Origin of the sequence: Streptomyces sp. NPDC059003, assembly GCF_042740445.1 — a bacterium.
In the GTDB taxonomy this organism is placed as follows: domain Bacteria; phylum Actinomycetota; class Actinomycetes; order Streptomycetales; family Streptomycetaceae; genus Streptomyces.
Genome location: NZ_JBHYJH010000008.1, coordinates 1 through 12,889, shown reverse-complemented (window position 1 = coordinate 12,889; position 12,889 = coordinate 1). Strand labels below are relative to the sequence as shown.

At 75.1% G+C, this 12,889-nt stretch carries 11 protein-coding genes and 1 pseudogene; 7 read left to right on the top strand and 5 right to left on the bottom strand.

Features of this window, described 5'->3' with window-relative positions; translation table 11 throughout:
• The first annotated feature begins 2 nt into the window (after positions 1–2).
• The 4 genes and pseudogenes from pulA (at position 3) to ACFWZ5_RS06340 (ending at position 5,598) form a co-directional block, all read left to right on the top strand.
• On the top strand, positions 3–2,681 hold the full coding sequence (gene pulA, locus ACFWZ5_RS06355; RefSeq protein WP_384794925.1) for a pullulanase-type alpha-1,6-glucosidase: 2,679 nt from the start codon (positions 3–5) through the stop codon (positions 2,679–2,681).
• A gap of 140 nt (positions 2,682–2,821) precedes the next feature.
• Positions 2,822–4,204: a rhodanese-like domain-containing protein gene (locus ACFWZ5_RS06350; protein WP_384794923.1), complete on the top strand. Its 1,383-nt coding sequence runs from the start codon at positions 2,822–2,824 to the stop codon at positions 4,202–4,204.
• A pseudogene (locus ACFWZ5_RS06345) lies at positions 4,201–4,677 on the top strand (TSUP family transporter); the annotation flags it as partial. The gene ACFWZ5_RS06350 and the pseudogene ACFWZ5_RS06345, both read left to right, overlap by 4 nt.
• Before the next feature lie 261 nt (positions 4,678–4,938).
• Complete coding sequence (locus ACFWZ5_RS06340; RefSeq protein ID WP_384890491.1) at positions 4,939–5,598, top strand: sulfite exporter TauE/SafE family protein; 660 nt, start codon at positions 4,939–4,941, stop codon at positions 5,596–5,598.
• 56 nt (positions 5,599–5,654) lie between these two features.
• Here the strand turns inward: ACFWZ5_RS06340 and ACFWZ5_RS06335 are convergent, their stop codons facing one another.
• Positions 5,655–5,936 carry a metal-sensitive transcriptional regulator gene (locus tag ACFWZ5_RS06335; protein ID WP_384802125.1) on the bottom strand — a complete coding sequence of 94 codons (282 nt, stop codon included), beginning with the start codon at positions 5,934–5,936 and terminating at the stop codon, positions 5,655–5,657.
• Between the two features lie 105 nt (positions 5,937–6,041).
• On the opposite strand from ACFWZ5_RS06335, the gene ACFWZ5_RS06330 reads away from it, so the two are divergent.
• Positions 6,042–6,608: a rhodanese-like domain-containing protein gene (locus ACFWZ5_RS06330; RefSeq protein ID WP_384802123.1), complete on the top strand. Its 567-nt coding sequence runs from the start codon at positions 6,042–6,044 to the stop codon at positions 6,606–6,608.
• Positions 6,609–6,636: 28 nt separating this feature from the next.
• Here ACFWZ5_RS06330 and ACFWZ5_RS06325 read toward each other — a convergent pair whose 3' ends face one another.
• The 3 genes from ACFWZ5_RS06325 to ACFWZ5_RS06315 form a co-directional block, all read right to left on the bottom strand.
• Positions 6,637–7,089 (bottom strand): protein phosphatase, encoded by a 453-nt coding sequence (locus tag ACFWZ5_RS06325; RefSeq protein WP_384802131.1) that lies wholly within the window; start codon positions 7,087–7,089, stop codon positions 6,637–6,639.
• 547 nt (positions 7,090–7,636) lie between these two features.
• Complete coding sequence (locus tag ACFWZ5_RS06320) at positions 7,637–8,497, bottom strand: thioesterase II family protein (protein WP_384802120.1); 861 nt, start codon at positions 8,495–8,497, stop codon at positions 7,637–7,639.
• A gap of 163 nt (positions 8,498–8,660) precedes the next feature.
• A complete protein-coding gene (locus ACFWZ5_RS06315; protein ID WP_384802117.1) occupies positions 8,661–9,470 on the bottom strand; it encodes a YitT family protein in 810 nt (269 codons plus the stop codon).
• 144 nt (positions 9,471–9,614) lie between these two features.
• Here ACFWZ5_RS06315 and ACFWZ5_RS06310 point away from each other — a divergent pair, with 144 nt between their 5' ends.
• On the top strand, positions 9,615–11,024 hold the full coding sequence (locus ACFWZ5_RS06310) for a PLP-dependent aminotransferase family protein (RefSeq protein WP_384802114.1): 1,410 nt from the start codon (positions 9,615–9,617) through the stop codon (positions 11,022–11,024).
• Between the two features lie 145 nt (positions 11,025–11,169).
• Here the strand turns inward: ACFWZ5_RS06310 and ACFWZ5_RS06305 are convergent, their stop codons facing one another.
• Complete coding sequence (locus ACFWZ5_RS06305) at positions 11,170–12,186, bottom strand: DUF5954 family protein (protein ID WP_384802111.1); 1,017 nt, start codon at positions 12,184–12,186, stop codon at positions 11,170–11,172.
• 319 nt (positions 12,187–12,505) lie between these two features.
• Here ACFWZ5_RS06305 and ACFWZ5_RS06300 point away from each other — a divergent pair.
• On the top strand, positions 12,506–12,889 hold a 384-nt coding region (locus tag ACFWZ5_RS06300; protein ID WP_384890479.1), incomplete at its 3' end, for a hypothetical protein.

Here is a 12,889-nt window from a genome sequence, read left to right as displayed (position 1 = left end):
TGATGTCCCGCACCTGTCTGACGGCGGCCGTGGCCCTCGCGCTGCTCGCGGCCGCCGTGCCCCTCGCCTCCCCGGCCCCGGCGGCACCCCGGGCGGCGCTCGACCTCACGACGTCCAGGGCCCAGTGGCTCGACCGTGCCACCCTCGCCTGGCCCCGCGACGGCGCCGAAGGCAAGGCCGCCGAGGTCCTGTACGCGCGGGACGGCGGCCTCACCACCGACGGCGGCGACGTGCGCGGCCCGGCGCACCGCATCCGTCTGGACCGGGTCCCCGGCGGCCTCACCGACGCGCAGCGGGCGGCGTACCCGCACCTGAAGGACTACGCCGCCTTCCGCGTCGACCCGCGCGACCGGAACCGGGTCCGCACCGCCCTGACCGGCCAGCTCGCGGCGGTCCTGCGCGACGCCGACGGCACCGCGCGCGCCGCGACCGGCGTACAGACCCAGGGCGTCCTCGACGACCTGTACAGCCGGGCCGCCACCCGGGCCGGCCTCGGCCCGGTGTTCACGCGCGGGCGGCCCTCCCTGTCGGTGTGGGCGCCCACCGCGCAGGACGTGCGGCTCGCCATCGGCGGCCGCACGGTGCCGATGCGCCGCGACGCGGACTCCGGCGTCTGGTCGGCGAGCGGCCCCAGGAGCTGGGCGGGCAAGCCGTACCGGTACGTGGTGAAGGTGTGGGCGCCCAGCGTCCGGAAGGTCGTCACGAACAAGGTCACCGACCCGTACGCGACCGCCCTCACCGCCGACTCGGACCGCAGCCTCGTCGTCGACCTGCGCGACCCGAAGCTCGCCCCGAAGGGCTGGAAGGACTTGCGCAAGCCGCCGGCGACCCCGCTGCGCGCGGCGCGCATCCAGGAGCTGCACATCCGCGACTTCTCGATCGGCGACCGCACCGCCAAGCACCCCGGAAAGTACTGGGCGTTCACGGACACGCGCTCCGACGGCATGCGGCACCTGCGCAAGCTCGCCGAGTCCGGCACGTCGTACGTGCACCTGCTGCCCGCCTTCGACATCGGCACCGTCCCGGAGAAGGCCGCCGAACAGGCCGACCCCGACTGCGACTTGGCGTCCTTCGGGCCCGCGTCCGACGAACAGCAGGCCTGCGTCGCCCGCACCGCGGCGAAGGACGCGTACAACTGGGGCTACGACCCGCTGCACTACACCGTCCCCGAAGGCAGCTACGCCGGCGACCCCGACGGCACCCGCCGCACCGTCGAGTTCCGCGAGATGGTCCAGGGCCTCAACCGCGCGGGCCTGCGCACCGTGATGGACGTCGTCTACAACCACACCGTCGCCAGCGGGCAGGCCGACAGGTCCGTCCTCGACAAGATCGTGCCCGGCTACTACCAGCGCCTGCTCGCCGACGGCTCCGTCGCCACCTCCACATGCTGCGCCGGCACCGCGCCGGAGAACGCCATGATGGGCAAGCTGGTCGTCGACTCGGTCGTCACCTGGGCCCGCGCGTACAAGGTCGACGGCTTCCGCTTCGACCTCATGGGCCACCACCCGAAGGCCAACATCCTCGCGGTGCGCAGGGCCCTCGACGCCCTGACGCCCGCGAAGGACGGCGTCGACGGCAAGAAGATCGTCCTCTACGGAGAGGGCTGGAACTTCGGCGAGGTCGCCGACGACGCCCGCTTCCCGCAGGCCACCCAGCGCAACATGGCGGGCACGGGCATCGCGACCTTCTCCGACCGCGCCCGCGACGCGGTGCGCGGCGGCGGCCCCTTCGACGCCGACCCGCGCGTCCAGGGCTTCGCGAGCGGGCTCTACACCGACCCCAACTCCTCGCCCGCCAACGGCAGCCGCGCCGAACAGAAGGCCCGGCTCCTGCGCTACCAGGACCTCGTCAAGGTCGGCCTCACCGGCAACCTGGCCGCCTACCGCTTCACCGACTCCTCCGGACGCGAGGTCAAGGGCGCGGACGTCGACTACAACGGCGCCCCCGCCGGATACGCCGCCGCCCCCGGCGACGCGCTCGCCTACGTCGACGCCCACGACAACGAGACCCTCTACGACGCCCTCGCCTACAAGCTCCCCCAGGGCACCTCCGCCGACGACCGGGCCCGCATGCAGGTCATCGCCCTCGCCACCGCCGCGCTCTCCCAGGGCCCGGCGCTCTCCCAGGCGGGCAGCGACCTGCTCCGCTCCAAGTCCCTCGACCGCAACTCGTACGACAGCGGCGACTGGTTCAACGCCCTCCACTGGCGCTGCGCCGACGGCAACGGCTTCGGCCGCGGTCTGCCGCCCGCTGCCGACAACAAGGACAAGTGGCCCTACGCCGAGCCCCTGCTCGCGGACCCGGCCCTCGTGCCCGGCTGCGCGCAGATCGACGGCGCGGCGGCCGCGTACCGCGACCTGCTGAAACTGCGTGCCACCGAGCCGGACTTCGCGCTCGCGACCCGCGAGCAGGTCCAGTCGACGCTGTCCTTCCCTCTCTCCGGCACACCGGACGAGACCCCCGGCGTCATCACGATGCGCCTCGGTGACTTGGTGGTCGTCTTCAACGCCACGCCCCAGGAGCACAGCCAGCGCGTCGCGGCGCTCGCAGGCAGCGCGTACACGCTCCACCCCGCACAGGCGCGGGGCGCCGACGCCGTGGTCAAGGGCGCGGCGTACGCGGAGAGTTCCGGCACCTTCCGCGTTCCCGCCCGCACCGTCGCGGTCTTCCGCCGCGCCTGAGCCCGACGTGGGCCTCCCGCCCCCGCGCGCGGGGGCGGGAGACGGCGGCGAGCGAAAGAACCGCGCCAACTCCCGCCGACGGGGCGTCGACGATACCCCCCTGGGTATGCGACCCATACCGTCGGGAAGGAGGCGTCGTCGTGCACTTCGTAGACACCCTGGAGCTCACGGGCCTGGGGAACCACAGCTATCTCGCCGGAGGCGCCAACGCGGCCGTCGCGGTCGACCCGCAGCGCGACATCGACCAGGTCATCGCGCTCGCCGCCCGGCGCGGCGTCCGCATCGCGTACGTGGCCGAAACCCACGTCCACAACGACTACATCAGCGGCGGCCTGGAGCTCGCCCGCGTCTGCGGGGCCACCTATCTCGTGCCGGCGGGCGCCTCCGTGTCCTTCCCGCACACCTCCGTCGCCGACGGCGACACCCTGACCGTCGACGAGGACCTGGTGCTGCGCGCCATGGCGACGCCCGGCCACACCCCGCACCACACCGCGTACGTCCTCGAAGAGCGCGGCCGCGCCGTGGCGGCGTTCACCGGCGGGTCCCTGCTCATCGGCACCGTGGGGCGGCCCGACCTGGTGGAGCCGCGGCTCACCGAGCGGTTGGCGCGCGCCCAGCACGCCTCCGCGCGCCGCCTCGCGGACGCCCTCGACGACGCGGTCCGCGTCCTGCCGACCCACGGCTTCGGGAGCTTCTGTGCGTCGGCCCGCGCCGAGGGCCACGCGACCACCGTCGGCGCGGAGCGGTCCTGCAACCCCGCGCTCACCCAGGACGTCGACGCCTTCGTCGCGGCGCTGCTCGCCGGGCTCGACGACGTGCCCGCGTACTACGCGCACATGGCCCCGGCCAACGCGGCGGGCCCGGCCCCGGTCGACCTGACCCCGCCGCGGCCCGCCGACGCCGCGGACATCGCGGCGCGCCTCGCGGCCGGCGAGTGGGTCGTGGACCTGCGGGGCCGCGTTGCCTTCGCCGCCGGGCACGTCACGGGCGCGGTCAACTTCGAGGGCGACGGCGGGCTCGCCACCTATCTGGCCTGGCTCATCCCGTGGGGCAAGCCCGTCACCCTGCTCGCCGGGACGCCCGCGCGGATCGCCGACGCCCAGCGGGAACTCGTGCGCGTCGGCATCGACCGGCCCGCCGCCTGCGCCACCGGCGCGCCGCAGTCATGGGTGCTCGCGGGCGAACGGCTCGCCTCCTTCCCGCGCGGCACGTTCGCCTCGCTCGCCGCCGCCCGCGCCGATGGCCACGGCGTGGTGGTCCTCGACGTGCGCCGCGACGCCGAGCGCGCCACCGGGTACGTCGACGGATCCGTGCACGTCCCCCTCCACGAACTGCCCCGCCGCATCGGCGACGTGCCGGGCGGCGAGGTGTGGGTGCACTGCGGCAGCGGCATGCGCGCGGCGATCGGCGCCTCCTTCCTCGACGCCGCCGGGCGGCGCGTGGTCGCCGTCGACGACGCCTTCGACGCGGCGGGTGCGGCCGGCCTCCCGATGGTGGGTGCGCGGTGGGGCGCCCCGACGTGAGCGTGCTCGTCCTGGCCCTGGTCTCCGGCGCGGTGGTCGGCCTCGCGCTCGGCGGACTCGGCGGCGGGGGCAGCATGCTCGCGGTGCCCGCGCTGATCTACGGCCTCGGCTTCACCCCGGCCGACGCCACCACGGCGGGGCTCCTGATCGTCGCCGCCACCTCCGCCAGCGCGCTGTACGCCCACGCCCGCGCGGGCCACGTCCGCTGGCGCGCCGGCGGCCTGTTCGCCGCCGCCGGAATCCCACCGGCCGCAGCGGCGGGCGCCGTCGCGGGCCACCTCCCCCAAGCCACCCTGACAGCAGCGTTCGCCGCGGTCGCGGCATTGGCGGCAGCACTGATGCTGCGCCCGCGCGGGGCTCTGGGGGAGGGGACGGCGACTTCGGGGACGGCTTCGGGGGCGGTGGGGTCGGGGACGGGATCGGGGGTTGAGGGGTTTACGCGGGCGGCGGGATCGGAGGTGGGGAGGCCTGCGCGGGCGGCGGGGGCGGGGTCGACGGAATCGGCGGAGCCGTCGGGCAACGTCCGACCTGACTGCCCTACGGAGGGGCCGTCGGCGGGTGGGGTGGGTGATGTGGGGTCGGGGCGGCCGTCGGTCCACGCTCACCTCAGGCGTGTCATTCGTGATTGGGTACGTCGTAGTCGATCTGACGGGGCTGCTGGGGACCGGTCGGCTGGGGCTGGCCTCGGTGGCCTTGCGGCGAGGTCGTCGGGCAACGTCCGGTCTGGTTGTCCTGTGGCGGGGCTGTCGGCGGGTGGGGTGGGTGATGTGGGGTCGGGGCGGCCGTCGGCCGTCGCTCACCTCAGGCGTGTCATTCGCGATTGGGTACGTCGCAGTCGATCTGACGGGGCCGCTGGGGATCGGTCGGCTGGCGCTGGCCTCGGTGGCCCTGCGGCGGGGCTGTCGGCGGGAGGGGAGGGCGATGCGGGGGCGGCTCGGGCTCACCTCGGGCGGGCCGTCCGTGATCGGGTGCGCCCCACTCGATCCGACCGCACCACCGGGAACTCGGCTCGCGGCGTGCGGCCGGGGCGGGCCGGTGCGGTGGGGGCCGGGCTCGGGGCGCTCACCGGGCTGCTCGGCGTCGGCGGCGGGTTCCTCGTCGTGCCCGCCCTCGTCGGCGTCCTCGCGTTCGAGATGCGGGCCGCGACCGGCACCAGCCTGCTCGTCATCGCGGTCAACTCCCTGGCCTCCCTCGCCACCCGCGGCTCCACCACGACGGGCCTCGACTGGGCGGTCGTCGCGCCCTTCACCGGCGCGGCCGTCCTCGGCGCCTGGGACGGCAAGCGCCTCGCGTCCCGCCTCTCGGGCGACGCGCTGCGGCGTACGTTCGCCGGAGTGCTGCTCGTGGTGGCGGGCGCGATGCTGGTCGACGCGGTGGTGCGCGCCGCGGGCTGACGGCTCCCCGGCCCACGCCCACGCCCGGGCCGGCCCCGGGCCGCCGCGGCCCCCGCTCAGGCCAGCGACAGGAACAGCTTCTCGAGCCGCGCCCGCATCCGCTCCCGGTCGCCGTCCTCCGCCGGGCCCGAGTCGGCCAGACAGTGCTGCAGCCCCGTGGCGATGATCGCGAACCCCGCCCGGTCCAACGCCTTGGACGCGGCGGCCAGTTGCGTGACGACCTCCTCGCAGTCGCGCCCCTCCTCGATCATCCGGATCACGCCGGAGATCTGCCCCTGTGCCCGGCGCAGCCGGTTCACCGCGGTCTTGAGTTCCTCAGCCGCCATCGTCAGTTCCACACGACGCTCCTCGGTGCTGCCCGGTCCCGGGCGTCCCGCCCCGACATACCCCTGCGGGTACCGTAGCGAAGGGTGCGCACCGCCGTGACGAACAGGAGAACCACCATGACGTCCCCCACCGAAATCGGCCCCGAGCAGGCCTGGACCCGCCTGGCCGAGCTGATGGTCATCGACGTACGCGCCCCCGGCGAATACGCCGGAGGACACCTGCCCGGCGCCCACAACATCCCCCTCGACCACCTCACGGCCGCCCTGCCCGCCCTGAAGAGCGCCGCCGCCCGCCGCGACCTGCTCCTGGTGTGCGCGTCCGGAGTCCGGTCCGCCACCGCCTGCGCCACGCTGGCCGAGCACGGCATCACCGCCGCGAGCCTGACCGGCGGCACCACCGGCTGGTCACGGCACGGGTACGACGTCCAGCGCGTCGCGGGCGCCCGCGCCACCTGGTCCATGGAGCGCCAAGTCCGGTTCGCCGCGGGGGCCCTCGTCCTGACGGGGCTCGCCGTCGGACTGCTGCGGCCGCGGGCCCGCTGGCTGGCCGCGGGCGTCGCGGGCGGCCTGGTCTTCTCTGCGGTCACCGACACCTGCGGCATGGCCCGCGTCCTGTCCCTGCTCCCGCACAACAAGCCCAGGTCCGTGGACCTGGACGCCACGCTCGAAGCCCTCGACGACTGAGGGCGGAAGAGGGTGAACTGAGGGTGCCTCAGGGCGGCGGCGTCGTCGAGTCCACGCGGAAGTCACGTACGAAGCGACGCTGCCACGGCGTCTCCACGGCCCGCCGGTGATAGTGCTCGCGGACGTACGCCACCGCCCGCCCCGGCGGCACGCCGTCGATGACGGCGAGGCACGCGAGCGCCGTCCCGGTGCGGCCGACGCCCCCGCCGCACGCGATCTCGACGCGCTCGACGGCCGCCCGCGCCCACGCCTCGGCGAGCGCCTGCCGCGTCTGCTCCCGGTCCGACGGCAGCCGGAAGTCGGGCCACCGCAGCCAGCGCGCCTCCCAGTCGACCGCGGGCGCGGGCTTGCCCAGGAGATAGACGGCGAACGCCGGTTCGGGGCCTTCGGGAAGCGGCCGGCGCAGACCGCGTCCGCGCACTAGCCGGCCCGACGGCAGCCGTAATACCCCTGCGTCACCAGGTCCCCACGTTTCGGTCACACGACGGTGTTTTTCGGTCACATGGTCACCTTAAAACGGAGGGGGTCAGGTCCGTCCGGCGTTGCGCTGATGGCCGAATACGCTGTGCGGGGTGACCGGATGGTGAAGGCACGTGGCGGAACGTGAGAGCCGATAATCATCAGGTTCTAACGGAATCTTGACTTCGGCAGGGCATAGTGCCGTTCATGACGACCAAGGTTCCCGTCTGCCCGTACTGCGGCAGGGTGGAGTGCATCTGTCCGTCGGGATGGGCCGTGCCCGCCCCGGCGCCCACGCTCGGCGTGCTCGCTCACCGTCCGGACGGTCAACTGCCCGCTGGTATACGGGCGGGACGGCAGGGGGTGACGGCACCGCTGGCATAGCCGGGCGGACGCGCGCGGGACGCGAGGGCGGCAACTCGGGTTGCCCCGGGCCCTCGTGGCGCAGTCCCATGCCCGGATGCGCTTCTCCGCCCTCCACGCCCCGACGGCGCTCCCGCACCCCTGCGGCGCCCCCGCCGAGGCACGGCACGACCACGCGCCGCCCCCCGACGCCGGGCGTGACCCGCTCACGGACGCGCGGGGCCGCCGTGGTCGCCCGGCGCCGTCGACTCCTCGCCCGCGCGCCCGTGTTCGGCGCCGTACCGGGTGCCGAACATGGACGAGATGATCCGGCCCGGCTGCGTGGCGAGGTAGAAGTGGTCGCCGGGCAGCACCTCCGCGGAGAAGTCACCGCTGCTCGCCTCGCGCCACGCCTCCACGTCCTCGGGCGACACCTCGATGTCCTCGTCGCCGGTGAACACGCCGAGCGGGCAGCGGAGTCGGGCGGTCAGGTCGGGGCGGTAGGTCTCGATGAGCCGGTAGTCGGCCCGGATGGCGGGGAGCACCATCTCGCGCACGTCCGGGTCCGCAAGGAGCTGCGGGTCGGTGCCGCCCAGCTTCCGCACCTCCTCGACGAGCCCCTCCTCCGGCAGCAGGTGCACCGTGCCGGGGCGCATGAGGCGCGGGCCCTGACGGCCCGACACGAAGACCTGCCGCGGCGCGGGACCCGGTCCCGCCTCCAGGCGCAGTGCCGTCTCCCAGGCGAGCGCCGCGCCCATGCTGTGGCCGAAGAAGACGACGTCGCGGTCGGTGCGCAGGCTGGTGCGCAGGATCTCCGTGACGGCGTCGGCGAGCTCGGTCATGGTCGTGAAGGGCCGCTCCGCGAGGCGGTCCTGACGGCCCGGGTACTGCACGGCGACCAACTCCACGTCCAGGGGCAGCAGGCTCGCCCACGGCAGGAAGAAGGAGGCGGTGCCGCCCGCGTGCGGGAAGCACACCAGGGTGGTGCGGGCCCCCGGCCGCGGCTGGGGCCGGCGCAGCCAACGGGCCGCGGGGGGAGTCGAGTTGACCCAGGCGGGCGAGGTCGGCGTCTTTGGTTCGGTGGTCATCAGCACTCCGTCGGGTCGGGCAGGCGGTCGGGCCGCGGTTCAAGTGTCGCCCGCGCGACGGAACCAGAAGCCGGGCAGGGGCCGCAACCCGGATAGATGGCGGGAACCGGTATCCGGACGGTGCGGCTTTGTCCGGTCACCCGGACACCGACACCACTGTCCGTTACAGGCGTTTCATGCGGTTACGGCGGAATGGGCGGGTTCGGGGTGACGGGTGTGTGTCGCGTGGGGGCGAGGATGCGCCGCGTGCGGGCGAGGGCGTGTCGCGTGCGGGCGAGGGCGTGTCGCGTACGGGCGCCTCGCCGACGCCCCGATAGGCGGCGCGCGCGACGAAGACCTGGGTGACCGGCCCCACCGCCACCGCGTACAGAACCGTCCCCGCGCCCACCGTCCCGCCGAGCAGCCAGCCCGCCGCGAGCACGGTCAGCTCGATCAGGGTGCGCACGAACCGCAGGGACCGGCCCGTCACCTCGGCGGCGCCGGTCATCAGGCCGTCGCGGGGACCGGGGCCGAGCCGCGCGCCGACATAGACGGCCACGGAGAGCCCGTTGAGGACGACCGCGCCGCCGAGCAGGCCCGCCCGGACGAGCAGGTCCTGGTACGCGGGCACGAGCGCGAGCCCGACGTCCGACATGACCGCCACGACCACGACGTTGGCGACCGTCCCGAGGCGCGGCCGCTGCCTGAGGGGAATCCACAGCAGGAGCACGAGCACACCCAGGACCGCGTTGGCCCCGCCGAAGCTCAGCGGAGTGCGCCGCGCCACGCCTTCGTGCAGCACGCTCCAGGGGTTCGCGCCCAGCGAGGCCCGGATCAGGACCGCGATGCTGAAGCCGTACAGCGCGAGCCCGAGCAGGAGCTGGGGGAGCCGCCGCAGCGGGCGCTCGCCGAGGGGGACATAGGCCAGGGGCGGCGCGGACGCACGCCGTGCGGTCGTGGGCGTACGGCGCCCGCCGAGGTGTCGCGAGGTCATGGGCGGCGAGTCTGTACATTGATCGGCCGGTACGACATGACCAATCGTGGGGGAGTGGTCGGAATCGCTCGGCGATCTCCAGCGGCGCACGGAGACCGGTCAGGACGCGCGGGCGGAACCCTGGGCGGCCGGCAACTGGCCGCGATGCTGCCCGACCTGACGGGCGTGAAGCCCGCCTTCCGGCACCTCGCGGGAGGGATCGGCGCGCTGATCCTCGACGGCAGGGTCGCGCCGCACGTCAGGCTCCCGGCCGAACGGGAGCTCGCGGCCGCCATCGGCACCAGCAGGGCCACCGTCACCGCCGCCTACGACCTGCTGCGCGAGAGCGGCCACGCCCACAGCCGCCAGGGCGCGGGCACCTGGACGGCCCTGCCCCCGAGCCGTACGCCCCGGGGCATCGCGCGGGTCCTCGCGGCACCGGACGCCGCCATCGACCTCGCGCGGGCCGCCCCCGGATTCCCCGAACGGACGCTCGTCGACGCGCTCACGCACATCGCCCCGCAACTCGCCGAACACGCGGACACCCCCGGTTACCACCCCTACGGCCTCCCCGAGCTGCGCGCGGCCGTCGCCGACCGCTTCACCCGGCGGGGCCTCGCCACCGTGCCCGAGCAGATCCTGGTGACCGCCGGGGCCCAGCACGCGCTCACGCTGACCGTGGGACTCCTGTGCCGCCCCGGCGACCGCGTCCTGGTCGAGAACCCGTCCTACCCCAACGCCCTGGAGTCCCTGCGCCGCGCCCGGCTGCGCACCGTCTCCGTCCCGGTGACCGACACCGGCTGGGACATCGGGACCGTCGAGTCGACGCTGCGGCAGGTGGCGCCGCACCTGGCCTTCCTCGTCCCCGACTTCCACAACCCGACCGGCTGCCTCATGCCCGCCGACGAGCGGGTCCGCGTGCTGCGCGCCGCCGAGCGCTCCGGCACCTGGCTCGTCGTCGACGAGACCCTCACCGACCTCGCCCTCGACGTCCCCGCCCCGCCGCCCTTCGCCTCGCTCGCCAGGCCCGGGGGCGGCGGCCGGGTCATCACCGTCGGCTCGATGAGCAAGAGCCACTGGGGCGGCCTGCGCATCGGCTGGCTGCGCGCCCCCACGCAGGTGGTGACCGAACTCGCCGGGCAGCGCATGGCCAACGACCTGGGCGGATCCGTGGTGGACCAGCTCCTCGCCCTGCGCCTGCTCGACCGCGCCGGGGAACTCCTGCCGCCCCGGCTCGCCCGGCTGCGCGCCCAGCGTGCCGCCCTCGGCGCCGCCCTCACCGAGCACCTGCCGCACTGGACCTGGCGCCCGCCGCCCGGCGGCCTCTCGCTCTGGGTCGACCTCGGCGAGCCGGTCGCGTCGGCCCTGGCCGAACGGGCCCTGGCGGGCGGGGTGCGGATCGAGAGCGGCGGCTGCTTCGCCGCCCACCCGGGCGTCTTCGAGCAGCGCCTGCGCATCCCGTACACCGCGCCCGCCGATGCGCTGCGCGAGGCCGTGCGCCGCATGGCCGCGGCGCTGGCCGCGGACGGCACGCCCCGCGCGGCCACCGCCCGCCGCCCGCGCCGGATCGCCTGACGCGGGGGCCGCCACCGCGGCGCGGAGCGCGCTCAGCCGTCGCACACGGCACGTACGCAGTCGTCGTACGCAGCCCCGTCGCACCCAGCGCCGTACGCAGCCGTCGTACGCGGCCGCCGCACACAGCGCCGTACGCGCCGCGCGCTCAGTCGTCGTAGTGGATCGTCCCGTCCTCGTCCATCGTCGGATGGAGCTTCATCGGCTCCGTCGTCTCCACGTCCGACGGGCGCGCGGGCTCGGGGCCGCCGGGGCCGACCCGGACCATGCGCTCCACGCGGCAGATCCGGAAGCACTGGTCGCCCACGACGACCTCGTTCGCGCGCCCGGCCGCCTTGAACTCGTGGGCGGCGCGGGCGAACGCGGCCCGGTCGGCCTCGCCGAGGTCGTACAGGAGAGGCCAGAACTCGGTCAGGCCGTGCACGAGGAGCCGCCGCGCGTCGTGCGGCGTCGGCATCAGGGCGCCGCGCGGCCGCCACCGCTCGCCGTGCCGCTCGGCGACCCCGAAACTGACCGGAAGCAGCACCACGTCCGGGTACTCCCGCACGGCCTGCTCCGCGTCCTCGCGCGTCGCCGCCGGGTAGTCGTCGCCCACGTACGCGAAGCCGCGCAGCGCGATCCGTAACGCGCCCGCCATGAGGCCGCAGTCCCGGCCGGGGTCGAGCGCGAAGCCCACGTCGTGCGACGGCGGCGACGGCGTCTCGTCCCACGACGGCACGGCGGGCTCGGGGTCGGTCGGCCGCGGCGGTTCCAGGCCGCGCTCGCCGACGCGCGCGAACTCCTCGCCGCGCACGACCCGGTAGCGGGTGCCGAGCACCGTCACCTCGTTCACGCGCTCCCGCTCGAGCGCGCCGACGGCCGTGAGCAGCTGGCGGCGCTGGGCCCGCCCGTCGGCGGCGTCCTTGGCCCGGAACCACAGCAAGGAGTTCAGCGCGTCCCGCGCCTGCTGCGGGGTGCCGTCCGCGACGTCGCTGAGCAGCCGCCACGGCGCCGGGTCCCCGGCCTCCCGCGCGGCAAGGCCGAAGACGGGGCCGCGCACCGCGAGATGCGGATACAGATACGAGGCGTCCACCGCGTCGGCCTCGCTGACCCACGCGGCCGGGTCGTCACGGCGGACCAACTCGTCGTGCAGCGCGTCGATCTGACGCTTCCAGTCGTCAGCCATGGCGGCATTGTCCCGAGCCCGCCGCCGCCGTGCGCGGCGCGTCACGCGGGAGCATGACGAACCGGCCGATCGCTTGGCAGCGCGTGCGGCGATGCCCTATGGAAGGCGCCGCCCCATGGAAGGCACCGCTCCGGGGCGGCGCCGCCCCAGGAGGCACGAGAGGGCGCACGGGGACACGCGGGGGCCGTTTCCCGGGGTAATCCCTGGGCCCGCCCCCGGGGACGCGGCGCCCCCCGCGGTTCTACGGTGGGCTCCCGCCAGGAGCACAGGGGGTTCCGCAGAAGGCTGCGGAAGGCTCGGGCGGGCCGGAGGTTCGGACATGCACCCTTCCCGCACGCGCTGCATCCACACCGGGACGAGCGGGCGGCTCGCCTCGACCACCACCGACGACATCGACGCGCTCGTCGCCCGCCTGAAGGGCCGGCCGCGCGTCGTCCTGCACTTCCACGGCGGCCTCATCGACGACGAGCTCGGCTTCGCGACGGCCGAGCGGCTCGACCCCGTGTACACGGCCGCGGGCGCGGACCCGGTGTTCTTCGTGTGGAGCAGCGGCCTCCTGGAGATCCTGCGCGGCAACCTGCCGCAGATCCTCAGCGAGGGCGTCTTCCAGACGCTCCTGAACCGGGTCACCCGGTTCGCGACGGGCCTCGTCTTCCAGGAGCCCGGACAGCGCGCCCTCGGCTCGTTCGCCGCCCCCTCCACC

Coding starts and splice junctions, on each gene's coding strand:
- ACFWZ5_RS06310 (WP_384802114.1), top strand. CDS start 9,615: ATGCTGCCCGACCTGACGGGCGTGAAGCCCGCCTTCCGGCACCTCGCG.
- ACFWZ5_RS06320 (WP_384802120.1), bottom strand. CDS start 8,497: ATGACCACCGAACCAAAGACGCCGACCTCGCCCGCCTGGGTCAACTCG.
- ACFWZ5_RS06315 (WP_384802117.1), bottom strand. CDS start 9,470: ATGACCTCGCGACACCTCGGCGGGCGCCGTACGCCCACGACCGCACGG.
- ACFWZ5_RS06305 (WP_384802111.1), bottom strand. CDS start 12,186: ATGGCTGACGACTGGAAGCGTCAGATCGACGCGCTGCACGACGAGTTG.
- ACFWZ5_RS06330 (WP_384802123.1), top strand. CDS start 6,042: ATGACGTCCCCCACCGAAATCGGCCCCGAGCAGGCCTGGACCCGCCTG.
- pulA (WP_384794925.1), top strand. CDS start 3: ATGTCCCGCACCTGTCTGACGGCGGCCGTGGCCCTCGCGCTGCTCGCG.